This is a genomic window from Pseudomonas sp. KB-10 (assembly GCF_018221585.1).
In the GTDB taxonomy this organism is placed as follows: Bacteria; Pseudomonadota; Gammaproteobacteria; order Pseudomonadales; family Pseudomonadaceae; genus Aquipseudomonas; species Aquipseudomonas yangonensis.
On sequence record NZ_QYYB01000013.1, the window covers coordinates 1 to 20,482 of the forward strand.

Genomic DNA, 20,482 nt, shown 5'->3' on the forward strand with positions numbered 1-20,482 from the left:
CTGCTTGGGTTTTGAGAAAACCCTAAACTTGGCTCAGCAATCGCAAATCTCTTAATTAAAAGAGTAACTCTCGAATTCACGAGCGTTGCTTTGTGATGCTGATAATCTGTCGACTACCAGTCTTACCCCACAAGCACCCACACGAATTGCTTGATTCAGTTGTTAAAGAACAGTTGGTTAAGCTTTTCGTCTCAACCGAGGCCGCGCATTCTACAGCAGCCTTTCTTTCTGTCAAGCTGTTTTTCGAAGAATTTTTTCTTTTTACTCAACCACTTGCGCTTTCGATCAGAACTTCTTCTCTCCAGCGGGAGGCGCATTCTACAGCGTTCAAAACCGCTGTCAACCACCTCTTTCAAACCGCTTTCGATCCATTCGACCGAACCACCAACAGGATCAAACCGCCACCCTGTCGACCGGCGCGCATTATACACGCCAGATCCAGCTTTGCAAGCCCTTCATTCAACTTAACTTATTGATTAACAAGAAGTTTTTGAAGCGCTTCATCGCTGAAGTGGCGCGCATTCTACATCCAGCAGAATGCGCGTCAAGCTTATTTTGCAGTTTTATTACTTATAGCGCTTCAAGCGCCTCGCGCAGACCGCTGCGCCGTTCAACGCGGCGCTGTACGGCCTGTTCGAAAATGCCGGCACGGCTCTCGATAAGACTGAACCAATCGCGAGCCCGGGTGATGCCAGTGTAGATCAGCTCCTTGGTCAGCACAGGATTGAGACTGTCAGGCAGGATCAGTGCGCAATGGGCGAACTCCGAGCCCTGCGACTTGTGCACCGTCATGGCGAATACGGTCTCCACTGCGCTCAGACGACTGGGCAGGATATGTCTCAAGGCGCCGCTGCCGTCGTTGCGCGGGAACACTACTCGCAACACCTTGCGCATAGGTGCGCCTGGCGACTCCGGCGGCTCCGGCAGACGCAGTGCGATGCCAATATCGCCATTCATCAGCCCCAGGCTGTAGTCGTTGCGCGTTACCAGCACAGGCCTTCCTTCATACCAGCCATGCGACTGCTCCAGCAGGCTTCGGCGCACCAAAGCCTGGGCGATACGTTCATTGAGAGCTTCCACACCCCAGGCCCCTTTACGAACGGCGCACAACAACTGGAACTGATCGAACGCAGCCAGAACCCTGCCTGCCCAATCATCCCAGGCTTGCTCACCCGCATCAGGCTCCGGTCGCTGCGCCTGCATCAGTTGCAGGTAATGGGCATACCCCTGAGGGCGTGGCTCGGCTTCGCCCAGCCCGCCGATCAACAGTCGCTCCAGCGCTCGATCCTGCTCGCCGGACAGGCGCAGCACATGCAGGTCACCCGCGCCGGTTGCCAGAGTCGCGCGGGCCGACTGCGCATCACCCTGGTTCACCGCCCGCGCCAGACGCCCGATACCCGAGCCACTGCCGAAACGACGTGAGTGGCGCAGCATGACGATATGCTGCGCCAGTGCCTTGTTACCGGATATCAGCGCCGGATCGTCCAGCCGCTCGCCCGTCTGGCTTTCCAGCCAGGCACGCGTCGCCTCGCTGTAGCCACCGCTTTCCGCCTCCCGGCACAGGTCGCCCAGTACCGCGCCGGCCTCCACTGACGCCAGCTGGTCCTTGTCGCCCAGCAAAATCAGACGCGCATGCGCCGGCAACGCCCCTAGCAGGCTGGCCATCATTTCCAGGTCGATCATCGAGGCTTCGTCGACCACCAGCACATCCAGCGGCAAGGGGTTGGCGGCATCGTGACGGAAATGGCGGCTGCCGGGACGACTGCCCAGCAGACGATGCAGCGTCGTCACCAGGGTAGGAATCTGTTCACGCACTCGCTCGTCCAGTGCCAGGGACTGCACCTGCGCGCCGATGGATTCGGTCAGCCGCGCGGCTGCCTTGCCGGTCGGCGCTGCCAGGCTCAGGCGCAGCGGCTCGCCAGTGGCCATGGCGGCTTCCTGCAACAGCGCCAGCAAGCGCACTACCGTCGTCGTCTTGCCGGTTCCGGGCCCCCCGGTGATCAGGGTGAAGCGCCCCTGCGCGGCCATGGCGCAGGCCAGCTTCTGCCAGTCGGTCTGGCGCTGGCCGTCCACCACCAGCGCGTCGGGAAAGAGTGAAGCCAGGCGCGTGGCCAGATCGCTCGGGGCCGCAGCGCTCGCCTGCAGACGCCGGGCGATATCGCCTGCCACCTGACGCTCGTAGTTCCAGTAACGCCTCATATATAGACAGGCGCCGCTGAGCACCAGCGGCGCACCTTCGGACTCCAGCAGCGAGCTGCCGGCACAGGCCGCCAGCCAGGACTCCAGGCTGAGCCCGGCCAGTACCTGCGACGGCAGGATCAGCGCTTCTTGCGCGTCCTCGCCTTCCGGCGGCAGAGACAGGGTGAAATCCGGGTTGGCCAGCGTGGCCGCCAGATCGAGGCAGACGTGGCCCTGGCCCAGTTGGTGGCTGGCCAGCGCGGCGCCAAGCAGCAGCAAGGGCGAAGCGTCCGGATCCAGTTCGGCGAACAGCTGCGCCAGCGCACGATCCAGCTCACGCAGCCAGCCACGCTCGCTCCAGGTGAAAAGCAGGGCAAAGAGTTCGGCGCGATCATGCTGCGCCGGTGCAAGCGTCGTACTCATGCTGCGCCCTCCTCTGCTTCGCCCCTGAACAACGCGTCAAGCCGCTCGATCAGCTCACGAGGCGGCCGGGCCAGATAGGCGCCCTGCTGCGGTGCGCGCAGAAACACATAGAGCGCGCCCCCCACATGCCGGTCGTAGTCGTAATCCGGCAGGCGCAGACGCAACTGCCGATGCAGGGCCAACACGTAGAGCACGTACTGCAGATCGTAGCGGTGGCTGGCGATGGCGACATCCATGGCTTCACGGGTGTAGGCGCCATCGTCGCTGCCGAGCCAGTTGGATTTGTAATCCGCCACGTAGTAACGCCCCTGATGTTCGAATACCAGATCGATGAAGCCCTTGAACATACCGTTGAGGGTGTCAGCCCGCAGCGGCTGCCTGGCGACACCCGGTAACTCGCACTGTTGCACCCACTGATCCAGCAGCCTGACATCCACCCCACGCGCCTCGAACCAGAACTCCAGCTCGGGCTGATACTGCGTCAGTTGCGCCAGCACGACGGTATCCGCGCCCCCCAACGGGAGCGGCTGGCTCAGCAGCGCCAGCAGCCAGTCCTGCAGCGGATCGATCCAGCTTTGCAGACCGCGACGCTGGCAGCGCCTGGCCAACGCCTCACGCAGCCTGGGCGGATCCTGCGCCATGGTGGCGAAGCCTTCCTGCGCAGCCATTTCCAGCAGACCGTGGAGGAAGGTGCCGGGGTTGGGCCCGCGCGGGAAGCGATGCAGGCCCTGAGCGGATGCCGGCAGCGGCGCCAAGGCCAGCAACGGATCCTCGTCATCGATGGCGTTCTGCATCGCCGGGCTGTCGGGCGCGGCGTCTTCATGACGGCTGACCTGACTGGGGGCGTCCTCGTCCAGACGCAGAGCACTGTAGGAGGCGATCCACCAGTGCTCGGCAGCGCGCCGCGCCGGCGTGCGCCAGTGCGGCGCGAACTGTCCTTCTTCGATCATTTGATAACGCTGCTCACTGGCCGGCGGCACAAGCGACACGGCGCTATCGAGTCCGCTGGCGAACGGCGCGAGCCAGTTGGCAAGCTCGCCGCTGGCCGCCAGAGGCAATCCGCCCCCGAGCAAGTAGCCCAACGCCGATTCATGCAGACGCGACTTCTTGCCGTTGCCGATCTTCAAATCCGCCACGCCCAGCCAGCAGGCATGTCGGGCACGGGTCAACGCCACGTAGAGCAGGCGCAGGTCTTCACCCAGGCGTTCGCGCTCGGCGCGCAGCAGACTGTCTTCATCGGCCTTGAGCACCAGGCGGCGGCGCTCGCCGTCGTGAATCTGCAGCGGCTTCTTGTCATCCACCGGACGGAAGGCGCAAACGAATGGCAGGAACACCAGGGGGTACTCCAGCCCCTTGGATTTGTGAATGGTGACCACGCGCACCAGCGCCTCGTCGCTCTCCAGGCGTAACACCTGCTCATCGGCAGCCTGCCCCTCACCGGTCAACAGCTCGCCCAGGTGGCGAATCAGCGCCAGTTCGCCATCGAGTTCGGCGGCAGCCTGCTGCAGCAGCTCGGCCAGATGCAGCAGATTGGTCAGTACCCGCTCGCCATCGTCACGCCCCATCAGGCGCTGCGGCAGCTCGAAGTCCTGCAGCAACTGACGCAGCATCGGCAGCACGCCCTGACGCTGCCAGCGCTGGCGGTAGTCGCGGAACTGCATGACCCGGCGCTCCCAGGTGCGCTCATCGAGGTTGAGCTGCTCCAGCTCGCTCAATGCCAGCCCCAGTGTCGCGCTGGCCAGTGCCGCACGCAGCGGGCGATCCTGATCCGGCTCGGCGCAGGCACGCAGCCACAGCAGCAGGTCGCGTGCCTCCTGGGCGGCGAACACCGAATCCTTGTCGGAAAGATACACGCTGCGTACGCCGCGTACGGCCAGCTCGCCGCGAATGGCCTGCGCCTCGTTGAAGTCACGCACCAGCACCGCAATGTCGCTGGGCCGCAGAGCACTCAGCACGCCGTCCTTGATGAAACCCGCCTGCCCACGCTGGCCCAGATCCAGCAGACGCACGATTTCGCTGGCCGCACCGGCCGCCATGGCATCCAGATAAACGCCCTTGGCAACCGGCTCGTCACTCGCCAGCTGCCACACCGTCAGGGCGGGTTGCGCCTGCCCCTCGACGCTCCAGACTTCGCCTCGCCCCTGCGCGCCCACCTCGATAAAAGGCAGGTCATCGCGCAGCAGGAACGCCCCCTCACCGCCGTCACGCTGCTCGGCCCGCAGGAACACGCCGTTGACGGCATCGACCATGGCCTGGCTGGAACGGAAGTTCTTCTCCAGGTTGTAGTGCCGACCCAACGTCGCCCGGCGCGCGCGCAGGTAGGTATGAATGTCGGCGCCACGGAAGGAATAGATGGCCTGCTTGGGGTCGCCGATCATGAACAGGCCGCAGTCGCCGCGGTTGGCCTCGACCTCGTAGAGCGTATCGAAGATGCGGTACTGCAGCGGGTCGGTATCCTGGAATTCGTCGATCATCGCCACCGGGAACTGGCGGCGAATCACTTCGGCCAAGCGCACGCCGTTGCTGCCCTGCAGGGCAGCGTCCAGGCGCACGAGCATGTCGTCGAAGCCCATCTCCGCGCGCTGGCGTTTCTCCCAATCGAAGCGCTGGCGAACCCAGGCCGCCGCGTGGCGCAACGCCGCGTCAGTGGGATCAGGCAGCGCATCGAGTTGCGCCTTGAGCAGAGCCATGGCGTCCAACGCGGGATGAGCAGGCGCCTCGCCTTTCCAGGCTTCGGCCAGGCCATCGGGGGTCAGGCGGGTGAAACCGGTGCCCAGATCGAGGCGCGGTTCTTCGCTACCGGCCCACTCGCGCAACTTGGCCAGCCAGGGATTGTAGAAGCGCGCCTGGAGTTTCTTGCCGTCCACCTGCTTGGCCGCCACAGCAGCATCCAGCAGCAGCTGCAGTTCATCGGCCCACGTCAGCCAGGGCGCCTTGAGCTCGGCAAGCGCCTGCTCGCGCTGCTGCAGCGCGCCATCGAGCAGTTCGCCCAGCGCTTGCGTCGCGATCTCCGCCTCTTCGCCCAACAACGGTCGCAGCCGCGCCCCCAGCCCTGCAGGCGTCCCCCAGACACCCGCGACCCACTGCAGCGACGCGCCCTGCAACGCATAGCAGTGCTGCCGCCAGTAATCGCGCACCACTTCGGCCAGCAGTTCGCTGTGATCGGTCTCAAGGGTCTGGCTGAACAGACTGCCGCTGTCGAAGGCATGTTCACGCAGCATGCGCTGACACCAGCCGTGGATGGTGGACACGGCTGCCTCGTCCATCCACTGCGCCGCCAGCTCCAGACGGCGGGCGCACTCGTCCCACTGCGTCTGGGCGAAGTCACTGCGCAATTCGCGCAGCAGATCATCGCCCTGGGCATCACCACGAAATACGGTCGCGGCCTCGACCAGGCGCGCACGAATCCGGTCGCGCAACTCGCGGGTGGCTGCATCGGTGAAGGTCACCACCAGAATCTGTGGCGGCAGCAGGGGCTCGCGGAACGCGGCGTCGCCGCCATGACCGAGGATCAGCCGCAGGTAGAGCGCGGAAATGGTGAAGGTTTTGCCCGTGCCGGCGCTGGCTTCGATCAGGCGACTGCCATGCAGGGGAAACGTCAGGGCCAGAGGACGCTGTCGGTTCATGCTGCGTCCTCCTCGAGCGCTTGCGGATGGCTGTCGAGCAGCGGCTGGTAGAGCCGTTCGCTCCATGTCGGAAACTGGCCATCGGCGGTGAGCGCGGCGTAGTCCGGGAACTGCCTCGCCAGGCTGGCGCTATTCTGGACTTCGCCGGCGAGGTTGTAGCTGCCCTCGTAGACGCTGCGAGCCTTGTCCTCATTGTTGTCCTGCAACCAGGCCAGCGAGGTTTTCAAGGCAACCGGCAACGGCGCCTGCATACCGGCACTCCAGGCTTCCAACCAGACCGTCAGAATGCGCGCGGCATGCTCGGTCGCTACAGGTTCGAAGGCCAGACTGCGATCTTCCCCCACCAGCAACGTGGTCAGCGGCACGCCGCAGGCCGCGGCGATGACGTGCAGCACGTAGGGGCGCAGCAGGCGATGCCACTTCCAGCTCTTGTCCTTGTGCAGTGCACCCGGCAGCAGCTCCAGGCGCGCCAGGCCGCCATCGGCTTTCTGCCGCAACCCGGCAAGCCAGCCGTCGAGCTGAGCACCGGATGCGGCGAAAGTCAGGCGCTGCGGTGACTCCAGCAGGGTCGGCCAGCACAGGCAAAGCCCCTGATAGCGCTGCACCTGTACCGGCAGCGGCTCCAGCAGGGCGTTGCGGTACTGCTCGCCAAAGCCGGCCAGCGGCAGCACGCCGCTACGCTGCAGACGGTCGGCGGCCGACCTCAGCGCATGGTCGCTGTTCCCCTCGCCTGCGACTGCCGCCTTGAGCAGCGCTTCCTGCAACTGGTAGCGCTGCAGACCGTCTAGGGCGAATGGCTCGCTGTCGAGCTGCGCCTGCTCTTCTTCGTCGAGATACACCTTGAGCCGACGGGTGAAGAAGCACTTCACCGGATCGCGCAGGAACGACTGCAACAGCTCGGGCGTGAGCTGCACTCCCTCCTCCCAGGCGGGCAAAGACGCCGCACTTTCGCGGGTCGGGGCCTGGCCATGCAGGGCTGCCCACTCGTGGGCATAGCTGAACAGCTGTCCCTGGCCATCGAAGTAGCGGCGGCTGAAGGGTTGTAAGGGGTGCTCGGTGGTCAGGCCATGCAGCAGGTCGCCACCACCGTCCAGCGTCCAGGCACTGGCAAGATGGTCACGCAGCTGGCCGACCAGCACGGACGGCGGTCGCTCGCTGTTGTCGCGAATGCTGCGCCCCACCCAGCTGATATACAGACGATCGCGCGCCGCCAGCAGCGCCTCCAACAGCAGATAGCGGTCATCCTCGCGGCGCGAGCGGTCACCGGGGCGGTAATCGCCCGCCATCAGGTCGAAATCCAGCGGCGCCTGGCTGCGCGGATAATCGCCATCGTTCATGCCCAGCAGGCAGACCTGGCGGAACGGAATCGCGCGCATCGGCATCAGGGTGCAGAAGTTCACTGCACCGGCAAGGAAACGCTGACTCAGCCGCCCCTGGTCGAGCCCGCCCAGCCAGGCCTCACGCACCACCGGTAGAGTCAACGCTTCGTCCAGCGTCGCCGCCTCGCACAGCTCCAGCCAGGCATCCAGTGCATCGAGCAGTTGGGTCGTCAGTACCTCTTCACGGTCGCTCTGCGGCTGAAAGAAGTCGTCGAGCAAACTGCGCAGACGCTCGCCCCACTGCACCGGCGTGGCCGGCTCACGCAGTTGCTGCAGATGCCGGTCGAGGCTCTGCAGCAGCCGCGTCACCGGACCGATAAGCGCGGCATCGAGTCCGCCAATTTCGTCGTACGGCTCGATGCCGGCAAAGGCGTCGGCCGTACCCACGGCATAGCCCAGCAGCATGCGCCGCAGACCGAAGCGCCAGGTGTTCTGCTCCAGATTCTCGCCCAGGCCGAGCGCCTGCCGCTGGGTCGAATCCAGCCCCCAGCGCACACCGGCGCCTTCCAGCCAGCGGCGCAGGGTGGGCAACTGCTCCTCGGCGATGGCGAAGCGCTGACGCAGCGCAGCGACATCCAGCAGATCGAGGATCTCGCTGACGCTGAAGCGGCTGTCCGGCAGGCGCAGCAGGTGCTCCAGCGCGATGACCATCGGTTCCTTGCCGCGCAGCCCCTGGTCGGCCAGGGTGAAGGGAATGAAGCGCGGATCGTCGCTGCCGAACTGGCCGAACACGGCCCGGATATGCGGTGCGTAGGCGTTGACGTCGGGCACCATGACGATGATGTCGCGCGGCCGCAGCGTGGCGTCCTCGCTGAAACAGGCCAGCAGCTGGTCGTGCAGCACCTCCACCTCGCGCTGAGCGCTGTGGGCGATATGAAAGCGCAGCGAATGATCTTTAGCGGGGTCGACGGGAGGCCAGGTGCTGCGTGTTTCCGCCAGCGGGCGCAGGTCGAGGATGTCATTCTGGAGTTGGCCGAGCAGGCTGTCTTCACTGGCCGGGCTGAACAGGTCGATACGGTCGAACTGCTCGCGGTAACGCTGCGGCTCGTCGTACTGATCCAGCAGGTTGATATAGTCGCGCCCCTGTTTGCCCCAGGCTGCCAGCAGCGGCTGCCCGTGCTGGTGCATGTCCTCCTGTTCGAACAGACCGATCTGCACGCCCGGCCTGCCCTTGCGCTGCTGGCGACGGTACTCGTGGCGCAGCAGGTCCTTGTCCTCGACGATATCGCCCCAGTGGTGCTGACAGGGGTTGTGCACGTAGAGCATGACCTGGCTGAAACGCGCCATGGCCGCCAGCGCCTCGAGCACCTGGGCCGGCAACGAAGAAATTCCGAAAACGGTAATGCGTCGCGGCAGCCCGGCGGGCGGCGCGTCCAGCTCGGCCAGACGCGCGACGAAGCGTGGATGCACACCGGCACGGCTTTCGGCCAGATGCTGCTCGCCAACGTCCGCCAGCAAGGCGCGCCACAGCGCGGGTTGCCAGCGTGAATCGCCCTCCAGTGGCCGCTCGCCGCCGCGCGAGGTGCGCAGGCGATCCTGCCCTGCGGCCCAGTCGGCCAGCCAGTCGGCACGGTAGACCTGATACTGGTCGAACAGATCGGCCAGACGCTCGGCCAGCTGGTGGCGCTTGCGCAGGTCTTGGTCATCAGCAAGGAAGCGGCGCAGCGGAGCGAAGGCCTCCTCGGCCAGCAAGCCCGGCAACAGCCGCATCAGGCGCCAGGTCAGCGGCGCCTTGTCCAGCGGCGACTCTTGCGGAATAGCCTCATTGCCCAGCACGTTACGGTACGCCTGCCAGAGAAAGCGTGCCGGCAGATCGACATCCAGCGCCGCCGCGATGCCGCAGCCATCACGCTCGGCCAGTGCCAACTTGAGCCACTGCGCGATGCCGTTGCTTTGCACCAGCAGTACTTCGTTTTCCAGCGGCCGCAGCGGATAGCGCCGCATCCACTGCACCGCCAGCGCACGCAGCTCTTCGAGGTGGTTACCGTGAATGACGATGAGGCCGGGGGACAGCTCCGGGCTGGCGGGCATCGACTGACTCCTGTCGAAAATCGAAGCGCAAGTTTGCCAGCATTTGGCGACAAGGTGAGTCATCAGCGGCTATGTCGCCTCTGAGGCCCCGCCAAAAAACGAAAAGGCCGATCAATGACCGGCCTCGAGTGGCAATGACAACTGCTGGCGTCAATCGACCAAGAGCTTGTCGCGATTCTTATCCAGAGTCGCTTCACCAATACCTTTGACCTCGAGTAACTCGTCAACCGAAGCGAAGTTACCGTGAGCCTCACGATAAGCCACGATGGCTTGCGCCTTGGTCGCACCAATACCAGCCAACTCGCGCTGAAGTGTCTCGGCATCAGCGGTATTCAGATTGACGGTTACCGCCTCGACAACCTGTGCGGAGGCTGCCTTGTCGGGTTCGGAGTTCGAAGTTTCTACTGCCGAAGCGGCCAGGGAGAGGGAGGTCAGAACAGCGAAGAGAACGGAGGAAAGGTAGATTTTCATCATCTTAACGTTCCTTGTAAGTGAGTTAGACGAGCACGTTAGGCTCGATCTTTAACCTAGACGCTATTCCCTCCCTGTCAAATTCTGAGCCATGCCGAACAAGAGCAAATCTGATATCCAGCCGCCACTTGCGCGGTTTTTGGCGCGGCGAACTTAGGGTGGGTGGTCAGTGCGGATAATCAATCGGATGAACATGCGCCAAGCTCTCATGCCAGTACCCGCTTATCCTGAAGCCACAGCTCGAAGGCATGGCTCTGTGGCAAGCCGTCCTTCGCCGCGTAATAGACCAATCGAAGATGGCGATCTTCGTCAACGGTCAGCGTGGCGTGCTCGAACACCACATCTCCAACCGCCTCGATCTTCAAATGGCGGATTCCGTGGCAAGGGCCATGGACGTCCTGCTGCCGCCACCAGCTCTTGAATTCCGGCGAGGCCTTTTCCAAATCTTTTACCAACGCGGCGATATCGGGATCCTGGGTAGCGCGTACGAAGTCGCGGCGAAAGCTGGAAAGGATCTGCAGCGCCTGTTCATTCCAAGGGTTGAACAGTTCACGAATGACCGGGCTGGTAAACAGCATCCACAGCAGATTACGGCAGTCCGCCGTATGAGAAGAGAAGCCGAACAACCGATCCGCAGCCGCGTTCCAGGCCAATACATCCCAGCGCAGATTGAGCACATAGGCCGGCCTCAACGGTAGGTCGTCCATCAATCGATGAATCAGCGCCGGAACCTTGCACCAAGTCTTACCCGGCTCAGGCGGCAGGCGCTGGTGAGCAAGCAGAAACAGGTGTCGACGCTCGGTAGCGTCCAGCTTGAGCGTGCGCGAAAGGTTGTCGAGAAAGGTCGCGGAAACACTGATATCTCGCCCTTGCTCCAGCCAGGTATACCAAGACAATCCCACCCCGGCCAACGCCGCAACCTCCTCACGACGCAACCCTGGCGTACGCCGCCGGCTTCCGACGGGCAGGCCCACCTCCTCCGGTGAAATGCGCTCGCGGCGACTACGCAGGAATTCGGCCAGTTCTATTCGCGTGCGTTCAGCTGTACGAGGTGCGCTCATTCAATTACCTCAAGTACCAGGATAAACAGTCAAATTGTACCCCCTACAAATCACGATAAAAATAGTCCGCCCGGCCGCAGTTACCCGTGGGCTGGGCTTTCGCTTATGACGCGCAGAGAGACGCGCTATCAACTGGCTAAGGAATCAAACGATGCTGCAAAGCGCTTTCGGGACCAATGCATGGCCTTCGGGGTTGAAGTGCGAACGCCCCTTTGTAATCAGCGCCTGGTCGAGATCGCCTTCAGTGTTCCAGGGCGATGAAGGCCTGGCAGCTGGGAGAACAGCACCCTGCTCACCGCGACCTGCTGCTGGAATCGATCCGCGAGCGTCAAGAGTCCCTACCCCTCGCCCCTGGATCCAGCCTACGAGCAGGTGCTGCTTGACGCCCTTGCTCCACAGCGGCCGTATCCAGCAAACCCTGGCCAAGCCGTTCAGCAGCGTTTCGCCCATTAATGAGCGCACGGGCATGGAGCTGGCGGTCGGCCTCAACACCTGGCTGAACGAGTACGACGTCGACCTCGAACTCTAGTCCCCCACCGGATGTGGCCCGGTGCGGGGCCGCATCCCTTCGCCGTACCACCCACGCGTTCCTGCAACGCAAGCGAGTCCAAGCATGCACACACCCAACCAATCACCCATCTACCTCATAGCGCTGGGGGCCTTCGCCCTTGGCATGGCCTCCTACGTCACCGCCGGGTTGATCCCGATGATCGAGGCCTCGTTCGCGGTTTCCGTCGCGGTGGCCGCGCAGCTGGTCACCGCGTTCACCCTGGCCTACGGCCTGGGTTCGCCGATCTTCGTTGCCCTGACGCCGGCGCATCGCCAGCGCGCCGGCCTGCTGCTGGCCCTGGGGCTGTTCGTCATCGCCAACGCCGCCAGTGCGCTGGCCGAGAGTTTCACCGCACTGATGATCTGGCGCGCCATCGCGGGTATCGGCGCGGGTGTCTACCTGGCCATGGGCATCGGCGCCTCGGCCGCGGTATCCGCCCCGGAGCGCCGCGGCAAAGCCATCGCCATCATCATGGGTGGCATGGCCAGCGGCGTGGTGCTCGGCGTGCCGCTCAGCCTGCTGATCGCCGAACAGCTCGGCTGGCAGGCCGCCCTGTGGCTGGTCAGCCTGCTCGGTTTGGTAGCCTTCTTCGGCTTGCTGCTGAAGCTCCCTTCCCTGCCGGCGGCCACCGCCACCACGCTGGGCCAGAAGCTGGCGATCCTCGGCGACAGCCATGTGCTGGTCATCCTGCTGGTATCGCTGCTGGCCGCCATCGCCAGCCTGGGCATGTACACCTTCATCGCCCCGCTGCTGGCTGACCCGGCCTACGGCGCGGTGCGTTCGGTCACGCCCTATCTGTGGGTCTGGGGTATCGGCGGTGTGCTGGGCAGCTTCCTGATCGGCCCGCTGGTGGATCGCATCAAAGGCCCGGTGCTGACCTTCGCCATCATGCTGATCCTCGCCGTTTCGCTGTTCGTTCTGCCGCTCGCGGCGACCCTCAACACCTGGCTGGTGATGCTGCCCATCACCCTGTGGGGCGCGGTCGGCTGGGCGCTGCAAGTGCCGCAGAACAACGAGCTGATCCTGGCGCGCCAGGACCAGGGTGACGGCAACCTGGCCATCGCCCTGAACGAGTCGGCGCTCTACCTGGGCAGCGCTATCGGCGCCGCGGCGGGCGGCCTTGTTCTGTTGTTGCAAATGCCCAGCTGGACCCTGGCCGCCAGTGCTGGTGGTGTCGCAGCCCTTGGCGCCCTGCTGCAAATCATCAACCTGCGTCGCCGGCCAACCTGGAGCGGCGATGTGCAAACCACTCCCTAGCGGGCCCCGGTCATGTTGGCATGACCCTCGATACGTTTTGCTGCGGCAACCACATCGTCATAGGACGGAGCATTGATCATTTGAGGTCTCTCTCATCAGTTACCATGGCCAGACAACGCTGGTGCCTGTACCGGCAGCAGAAGCTTTCTGGAAAATGAGCCGCGCCACGGTCAGGTCTTGCAGCGCGAGTCCGGTCATGTCGAATACGGTGATGTCGGAATCCGTCCGGTCAAAGGTGACCTTGCCATTAAGCAGATCCCCAAGTTCTACGCACGCAGTGTCCGGCGCCCATTGCAGTTCGCCCAGGCTTCGCGCCTGTTGAAGGTCGTCGACTATCAGACGACTCTCTTGTAGCAACCCTTCGGGCAATTCACGCTTTCCATGCGTGTCAGCGCCGACACAGTTGATGTGCGTGCCAGGCCGGACAGCATCTTTGTCGAACAAGGGGCCGCTGCCTGGGGTGGCAGTGATCACTACATCGCTTTGAGCAACGGCAGCGTTCGCGTCGGTTGCGCAGTGAATCTGGCATCGCTGCTCGAACTGGGCCTCAAAGGCAAAATCAGGCTTGCGATCCGCGGAGACGTATCTGACGTAGCGCAGATGGCGCAGTGTGCGTAGAGCGAACGTAAGTTGCGATCTCGCCTGAACGCCGGTGCCGAACACGGTGACCTGTTCGCTATCGGGACGAGCAAGAGCGTGCAGCCCGAGCGCTCCTGCAGCCCCTGTGCGTACGGTGGTTATGGTGTTTCCGTCGATAACGCATAGGGGGCGACCGGTGGCAGGATCGAATAGCAAGATGGTGGCTTGATGCGGCTCCCCTCCCCTCAGGCGGTTCGACGGCCAGAAGCCAGCCGCCTTCAGACCGAGAAGGCCTTGAGATTGCACATCGCCTGACTTGATCCCGAATATGCCGCCCGTGATCAGTGGCTCGCGCACCACTGGAAACACGCGACCTTCGCGTCCACTGTGCAGGGCGAAGGCTTCCCGCACTGCGTCAAGAACGTTATCGGAAAGGAGCAAAGCGTCGACGGTGTTTTTGTCGACAAGCAAAAGACTCGCATCACTTCGCATAGCCGTACACCGAAGCACGAGAAACGCCCAAGTGAGCTGCGGTCGTTTCCATCGCTCGACGCAGATCGAGCAGACCGGCCGTCTTGAGCTCCTGGACTAACGCACGACGATCGCTGGCTTTGAGTGCCCGTGGCGTAGTGGCCAGACTCGCTGCGTATTGGTCGATAAAGGCACGGATGGCCTCTGAGCCGGTGGGGTCGAGCGTCTCGCTGGTAACCGAGTCAGTCTGCGTTGCAGCGAACTGATTCAACATTCCCTGAAAACCCTGGAACATTGTGAGGTCTATGTTCATGCATAGAGCGGCGATATATCGCCCTTCCGAATCCTTGATGCCGATTGACGTGCTCTTGACCTGACGGCCATCGGAGAATCGGTTCGGGTAGTTGGCGATCACTTGCTCGAAGTCGGGATCCATGATGCGGGCCAATCCAAGCTCGGTGGCGGGACAGCCAACTTCCCGACCAGACAGATTGTTATGGATCGCCAGCAGTGCGTGAGACGGATCCAACAGATCGTGCACCACCACTTCGCAGAACGGAGCGAAAGTCTTGGCGAGCCCGTCTGCGACCTGTTTGATTTGTTCCAGCAGGCACTGCTGTTCGTGAGTTCGTTTGATCATGCGCTAGGGTCCGTCGTTGTTTTTGACAGAATGTCCAGCATTAGACATTTTGTCAACATCGCAACGCGCGGGATCCTGGCGCCGCCTTCATCCCGGCAAGACCGATTACCTCCAGGGCACGGGATCGAGCGCTTGCCTGCAAGCCTCAATGAACAGTCGCAGCCGCGCGGATGCGCCTTTACGGGTTGGGGTCAGGGCGAACACCGGAGCCTGTTCCATATGCCAGTCAGGGAGAAGGCGAACCAAGCGTCCTGAAGCGATCAGCGGCCCGGCCTCCCATTCAGAGCGCGCCATGATGCCAAGGCCGTCCAAAGCCCACTGCGTAACAGCCATACCATCGTTGGAAGACAGAGGCCCAGCCACGCGGATCGAAACCTCATTGCGAGGGTTTTTTCTCGTTCCACGTCCGGGCATGAACCGCCAGCGCGTCAAGTCTTCATCGTTTTCCTTCAGACACAGGCAAGTCTGGTTGGCCAGCTGCATTGGATGCGACAGCGGCTCTTTCAAACGGGCAACGAATGCGGGGCTTGCGCACAACACCCGGTCATTAGGCGCCAGCATGTGGCCGACCCAGGAAGAATCATTCAACTCACCGATGTGGATCACCACGTCATGTGTCGCCGCGTCACGAAGCGGGTTGTCGCATAGATTTAAAGCGATATTCAGGGACGGGTGAGTCAGGTGTAGGTCCCGCACGATACGGGCCATATATTGGCGTCCGAAACCGAACGGAGCGACCACACGAAGCCGGCCTGCCATCGAACGGGCTTCGCCGCCAATGCGCTCCGGAAGTGCCTCAATTCGGTCGAGCACTTCGACAGCCTCCTCCAGCAACCGACGGCCCTCATCGGTGAAGGTGATCCCGCGGGCTCCGCGCACCGCCAGATGCACGCCAAGCGTTTCTTCCAGACGCCTGAGACGCACTGTCAGAGCAGGGGGCGTCAGATCCAACAGGCGGGCCGCACTTGCCAGCGAGCCGCCACTGCCGAGCGCCCGGATCATGCGAAGGTCATCGAAGCTAATCATTAAATCAGCCTTAATCCTGAAGTTAAACCTGGTTAAGCGCAGATGCTACATCCACCTATACAGTTGCGACACCAGTTTCCGGAGGCCACCCGATGATCACAATCAAAGAACTGAACACGCCTGCCGCCGTCGTTGACACGCTACGGATGCAGAACAACATCAATCGTATGCAGAAGCACATGGATGCTTTGGGGGTGCGCTTCCGTCCGCACGTGAAAACCACTAAATGCCTACCTGTGGTACAGGCCCAGATCGCTGCCGGAGCGAAAGGCATCACGGTCTCAACCCTCAAAGAAGCCGAACATTTTTTCGAGGCGGGCCTTACCGACATTTTGTATGCCGTCGGAATGGTATCGAGCAAACTTCCTCAAGCGCTGACACTTCGCCAGCGCGGTTGTGACCTCAAGATCGTCGCTGACAACGTCTCCGCCGCTCGGGAAATCGTCAGGTTCGGCAAAGCCCATGACGTCGTGTTCGAAGTCTGGATTGAGATCGACACCGACGGCCACCGCTCGGGCATCAAGCCCGAGGAAGACACTCTGCTCGAAGTAGCCCGTGAGCTAAGCGACGGGGGCATGCAAGTGGGGGGCGTTATGACTCATGCCGGGTCGAGCTACGACTACGATAACCATGCCGCGCTGCTGCGCATTGCCGAGCAGGAGCGCGCTGGTGCCGTGCGGGCAGCAAAAAGGTTGCGCGAAGCTGGCCTGCCATGCCCCCTAGTAAGCGTAGGCTCAACGCCAACGGCTTTGGCCGCCGAGAATCTCCAGGGTGTGGACGAGGTGCGGGCCGGCGTTTACGTGTTCTTCGATCTGGTAATGCATAACGTGGGCGTGTGCAGCACCAGCGACATCGCATTGAGTGTTCTCACGACTGTTATTGGCCATCAGCAAGAAAAAGGATGGGCGATCGTCGACGCGGGGTGGATGGCAATGAGCCGTGACCGCGGCACGCAAAAGCAAAGGCATGACTTCGGTTTTGGCCAGGTGTGCACGGAAGACGGAGAAGTTCTGGACGGCTACATCCTCAGCAGCGCCAACCAGGAGCACGGAATCATTTCCCGCAGCGGCACGCCCGATGGCGACATGGCAGCACGTTTTCCTATCGGAACACGACTGCGCATCCTTCCTAATCACGCATGCGCAACGGGCGCGCAACACCCGGTGTATCACGCGCAACTGCCCGATGGCAGCACCGCCTCTTGGCCTCGTTTCTACGGTTGGTGATAGGAGCCTATGCGATGACGACTACTTCTTTTTCCGGCGCTCGCCGCTATATCGCAGTACTTGGAACAGGCGGCACCATCGCAGGTTCCTCGGCCCAGGCGGGGGCCAATCTCGGCTACACCGCCGGGACAGTGCCGGTAAGTACCTTGGTCGCCGGGATCGAGGTGCCGGATGGTTTCATCCTTCACACAGAGCAGGTCGCGCAACTGGATAGCAAGGACATGGACCTGGACACCTGGCATGCCTTGCAACTGCGCTGCGAACACTGGCTGGCACAGGACGAGGTGGCCGGATTGGTCATTACCCACGGCACGGATACCATCGAGGAAACATCGTTTTTCCTGCACTCGGTGCTTCAGTCGTCGAAGCCCGTCGTTCTTACGTGCGCCATGCGGCCGGCGACCTCATCGAATGCCGACGGGCCGCAGAACTTGCGGGACGCGTTGGCCGTGGCTACTGCCGCTGACGCAACCGGCGTGGTCGTAGTGTGCGCCGGCGAGGTGCACTGCGCGACTGACGTTCGCAAGGTGCATCCCTACCGCCTCAATGCATTTGGTTCCGGTGACGCCGGGCCGATCGCCTATGTGGAGGAAGGCAAAGTACGGTTGTTACGCAGCTGGCCATACAAGGGAATGCCGGAGCCAAAGAGTGACCGCAAATCCCGGCCGGCCAGCGATAAATGGCATCGTGTCGAGATCGTTCTAAGCCATGCCGGCGCTCGCAGCGACCTGATCGACGGGCTTATCCGCGAACGGCAAGACGGGCATCCTGAAGCGGTGGCAGGGATCGTGCTGGCGGCGACGGGCAATGGTGGGGTTCATCACGTGCTGGAACAAGCGGCACTTCGCGCTCAGGCCGCTGGCATTGTAGTGCTCGTGGCAACCCGCTGTGCCGAAGGGCGCATCATCCCCGCTCCGGATTCGCTGCTGCCGATGGCTGTTGATCTGTCGCCTGTGAAGGCCAGGATCGCGTTGCTTTTGCAGCTCCGAGATGAAGTCAAAACCAGCCATTGAGCCAATGCTTAACTCGATGCTTCCAGGCCCCACCTGGGCACCTGAGGAACGGTGAGAGAAGTCGCAAGACAGCATTGGTGGATCGAGCAGGCGGCACGCTATCGGCGCTGCCGCCCTCCGGATAAGTGTCGGATCATGCAGTCCGTACCGCGTGCCGGCCAAGCCATTGTGCCTAAGGCATGGGCGATGCAACAAAACTGGCCAAGAGCCGGACGGGCCGGTGAGCACAACCCTATCGTGTGCTCACCTCAAACAACCAGTCGCGAAAAGCCCTGAGGCGAGGCAGGTTCGCGTAGTCCTGGCGGTACACCACGTAATAAGCCAGAGCGGACTCGAACTGTATTTCGGGGAAAAGCCGCACCAGCCGCCCGGCCGCCAGATCGTCGCGCGCCATCACGCTGCGGGCCAATGCAATGCCCTGGCCGTCTATTGCTGCTTGCAGTACCGCTGCCGAGTTATTGATCTTCATCCCGCGGCTGGTGGAAACGCCTGCCAGCCCCGCCTTTGCCAGCCAGGTTTCCCAGGTTGGAAAGCCGGTTTGGCTATCCATCGACAGGTCATGAATCAGCGTCTGCCTGGTCAGACTTTCCTGGACTTGCAGGCGGGAGGACTCGATCAGCAGGCTTGGCGAGCACACCGGGTAAACCTCTTCCTCCATCAGTTTTTCGGCCACCAACCCCGTCCACTCGCCAGCGCCGTACCGCACCCCGATGTCGACCCGCTGGCTGACAAAGTCGACCGCGCGCAGGTTGGTGTCCAGACGTACATCGGTGTCTGGCCAGGCACTATGGAAACTGTCGATACGCGGCAGCAACCATTTTGCGGCGAATGCCGGACTGACCGTAACGGTCAGAACGCCGCTGGCGGAGCTTTCCTTGAGCTTCTCAAGCCCCAGGATCAGACGGTCGAACCCCGCCCGTATGTCAGGCAGCGCGCGCTCTGCCGCCTCGGTGGGCACAAGGCGTACCCGGCCACTGGTCGCTCTGTGAAACAGCGGTGTCGACAGCCAATCCTCCAGCGTACGCACCAATTGACCGACGGCCGCCGGAGTGACGTTGAGTTCGCGCGCCGCTGCAGAAAAGCTTTGATGGCGTGCGCTTGCCTCGAATGCACGTAGGGCATTCAGATGAACCGGACCATTCATGGCAATAAACTTTTTCTTTAGTGAAAAGACACTTTATCTGGTTTGTCCGCGTAGGCGGAAGCGCCGAATATCTGTTCACGATCAGGGCCGATCAACAACTTCAGCCCTGCTTGTCATCAACACTTATCCGGTGCTTGCCGTCAGCAAGCAAAGAGGTTTAGCCATGAATACAAGATTTGAAGGCAAGAAACTGTTGGTAATCGGCGGTACAAGCGGGATGGGTTTCGAAACCGCACGTATCGCTCTTTCCCAGGGCGCAAGTGCCGTCATTGTCGGCAGTCGTCCCGGCAAGACCGAAGAAGCCCTTGAAGAACTTTCGGCATTCGGCCCGGTGACAGCTCTGGTCGCGGACCTCGCCAGCGATGAAGGCCGGCACAGCGTGATCAATGTCATCAGCGAGCAACACACCGACATCGATCTGCTGGTCAACGCCGCTGGCGTATTCTTCCCCAAACCATTCCTGGAGCATCAGGACGCCGACTACGACCAATACATGGCCCTCAACAGGGCGACTTTCTTCATCACTCAGAAGGTGGTCGCGAACCTGGTCGCCCGCGGCCGCCCTGGCGCCATCGTCAACATCGGTTCGATGTGGGCCAAACAGGCGATTGCCGCCACCCCGTCCTCTGCTTACTCCATGGCCAAAGCAGGTCTGCACTCCCTGACACAGCACCTGGCAATGGAGCTGGCCCCTCACAACATCCGCGTAAATGCCGTTTCGCCAGCGGTCGTGCAAACCCCGATCTACGAAGGGTTCATTCCCAAGGCGGAAGTTCATAACGCGCTGCAGGGCTTCAATAGCTTTCACCCCGTTGGCCGCGTGGGTACGCCTGAAGACGTCGCCAGCGTCGTCGCCTTCCTGCTTTCCGAGCAGGCCAGCTGGGTTACCGGCGCGATCTGGGATGTCGACGGCGGCGTCATGGCTGGTCGCAACTAAACCTGCCCATGGAGCGGTTGATCACGCCGCTCCATCACTCTGCACCAACCATGCCCGGCCACCTATCTTTGCGGAGACACAACCATGATGAATGACTGGAACGCCTACTTTGATGCGCTGCTGGATCGCGTGGGAGATCTGGCCAAGCAAAGTCCCGATATCCTTCGAGGTCTGACCACCATCGAGGGTGCGGCGGTCAAGACTGGACAGCTGGAGCCCAAGATACATGAGCTGATCGCGCTCGCGGTTGCAATTACCACACGTTGTGACGGTTGCATCGCGGTACATACCAGCAAGGCAGTCGATCAAGGCGCAACCCTGGCGGAAATCACCGAAGCACTGGGGGTCGCCATTGCCATGAATGCGGGCGCAGCGCTGACCTATTCGGCGCGGGTAATCGAAGCCCATGCACAACTGCGCGACAGGTAACTGCCCTGCCGTCACCTCGGCCTTGCAGCCGCCTTCCCCAG

The 20,482-nt window shown here is 62.4% G+C and carries 16 protein-coding genes; 7 read left to right on the forward strand and 9 right to left on the reverse strand.

Annotated elements, in window-relative coordinates:
• Window positions 1-570: 570 nt before the first annotated feature.
• The 5 genes from recD to DXK50_RS24055 form a co-directional block, all read right to left on the reverse strand.
• On the reverse strand, window positions 571-2,601 hold the full coding sequence (recD, locus tag DXK50_RS24035) for an exodeoxyribonuclease V subunit alpha (protein ID WP_212632030.1): 2,031 nt from the start codon (window positions 2,599-2,601) through the stop codon (window positions 571-573).
• Window positions 2,598-6,227 carry an exodeoxyribonuclease V subunit beta gene (gene recB / locus DXK50_RS24040; RefSeq protein WP_212632031.1) on the reverse strand — a complete coding sequence of 1,210 codons (3,630 nt, stop codon included), beginning with the start codon at window positions 6,225-6,227 and terminating at the stop codon, window positions 2,598-2,600. Before recB ends, recD begins: the two co-directional genes overlap by 4 nt.
• Window positions 6,224-9,637, reverse strand: a complete 3,414-nt coding sequence (gene recC / locus DXK50_RS24045) for an exodeoxyribonuclease V subunit gamma (RefSeq protein WP_212632032.1) — start codon at window positions 9,635-9,637, stop codon at window positions 6,224-6,226. The genes recB and recC overlap by 4 nt, the downstream gene beginning before the upstream one ends.
• 150 nt (window positions 9,638-9,787) lie before the next feature.
• Window positions 9,788-10,111: a ComEA family DNA-binding protein gene (locus tag DXK50_RS24050; protein WP_161867673.1), complete on the reverse strand. Its 324-nt coding sequence runs from the start codon at window positions 10,109-10,111 to the stop codon at window positions 9,788-9,790.
• Between the two features lie 203 nt (window positions 10,112-10,314).
• Window positions 10,315-11,169: a helix-turn-helix transcriptional regulator gene (locus DXK50_RS24055; protein ID WP_161867674.1), complete on the reverse strand. Its 855-nt coding sequence runs from the start codon at window positions 11,167-11,169 to the stop codon at window positions 10,315-10,317.
• A 180-nt stretch (window positions 11,170-11,349) separates the two neighbouring features.
• Between DXK50_RS24055 and DXK50_RS25070 the strand changes: the two genes are divergently transcribed.
• The 3 genes from DXK50_RS25070 (at window position 11,350) to DXK50_RS24065 (ending at window position 12,976) form a co-directional block, all read left to right on the forward strand.
• Entirely contained in the window at window positions 11,350-11,430 is an 81-nt protein-coding gene (locus DXK50_RS25070) for an asparagine synthase-related protein (protein WP_233787546.1), read from the forward strand.
• A 118-nt stretch (window positions 11,431-11,548) separates the two neighbouring features.
• Entirely contained in the window at window positions 11,549-11,698 is a 150-nt protein-coding gene (locus DXK50_RS25075; protein WP_249187014.1) for a hypothetical protein, read from the forward strand.
• Window positions 11,699-11,782: 84 nt separating this feature from the next.
• On the forward strand, window positions 11,783-12,976 hold the full coding sequence (locus tag DXK50_RS24065) for an MFS transporter (RefSeq protein WP_212632033.1): 1,194 nt from the start codon (window positions 11,783-11,785) through the stop codon (window positions 12,974-12,976).
• 99 nt (window positions 12,977-13,075) lie between these two features.
• Here DXK50_RS24065 and DXK50_RS24070 read toward each other — a convergent pair whose 3' ends face one another.
• The 3 genes from DXK50_RS24070 to DXK50_RS24080 all read right to left on the reverse strand — a co-directional run bounded on the left by DXK50_RS24070 (window position 13,076) and on the right by DXK50_RS24080 (window position 15,692).
• Entirely contained in the window at window positions 13,076-14,026 is a 951-nt protein-coding gene (locus DXK50_RS24070; protein ID WP_212632034.1) for an ornithine cyclodeaminase family protein, read from the reverse strand.
• 10 nt (window positions 14,027-14,036) lie between these two features.
• Window positions 14,037-14,666, reverse strand: coding sequence for a helix-turn-helix transcriptional regulator (locus tag DXK50_RS24075; RefSeq protein ID WP_161867677.1), 630 nt, complete (start codon window positions 14,664-14,666; stop codon window positions 14,037-14,039).
• A gap of 105 nt (window positions 14,667-14,771) precedes the next feature.
• Window positions 14,772-15,692, reverse strand: coding sequence for a LysR family transcriptional regulator (locus tag DXK50_RS24080; protein WP_212632035.1), 921 nt, complete (start codon window positions 15,690-15,692; stop codon window positions 14,772-14,774).
• 92 nt (window positions 15,693-15,784) lie between these two features.
• On the opposite strand from DXK50_RS24080, the gene DXK50_RS24085 reads away from it, so the two are divergent.
• A complete protein-coding gene (locus DXK50_RS24085; protein ID WP_249187015.1) occupies window positions 15,785-16,918 on the forward strand; it encodes a DSD1 family PLP-dependent enzyme in 1,134 nt (377 codons plus the stop codon).
• A gap of 14 nt (window positions 16,919-16,932) precedes the next feature.
• Entirely contained in the window at window positions 16,933-17,931 is a 999-nt protein-coding gene (locus DXK50_RS24090; RefSeq protein WP_212632036.1) for an asparaginase, read from the forward strand.
• 232 nt (window positions 17,932-18,163) lie between these two features.
• On the opposite strand, the gene gcvA is transcribed toward DXK50_RS24090, so the two are convergent.
• Window positions 18,164-19,075, reverse strand: a complete 912-nt coding sequence (gcvA, locus tag DXK50_RS24095) for a transcriptional regulator GcvA (protein ID WP_212632037.1) — start codon at window positions 19,073-19,075, stop codon at window positions 18,164-18,166.
• Between the two features lie 163 nt (window positions 19,076-19,238).
• Between gcvA and DXK50_RS24100 the strand changes: the two genes are divergently transcribed.
• Complete coding sequence (locus DXK50_RS24100; RefSeq protein ID WP_212632077.1) at window positions 19,239-20,012, forward strand: SDR family NAD(P)-dependent oxidoreductase; 774 nt, start codon at window positions 19,239-19,241, stop codon at window positions 20,010-20,012.
• Between the two features lie 87 nt (window positions 20,013-20,099).
• The gene (locus DXK50_RS24105) at window positions 20,100-20,441 is read left to right on the forward strand and encodes a carboxymuconolactone decarboxylase family protein (protein ID WP_212632078.1); all 342 of its coding nucleotides are present in this window, start codon (window positions 20,100-20,102) and stop codon (window positions 20,439-20,441) included.
• The last annotated feature ends 41 nt before the right edge of the window (window positions 20,442-20,482 follow it).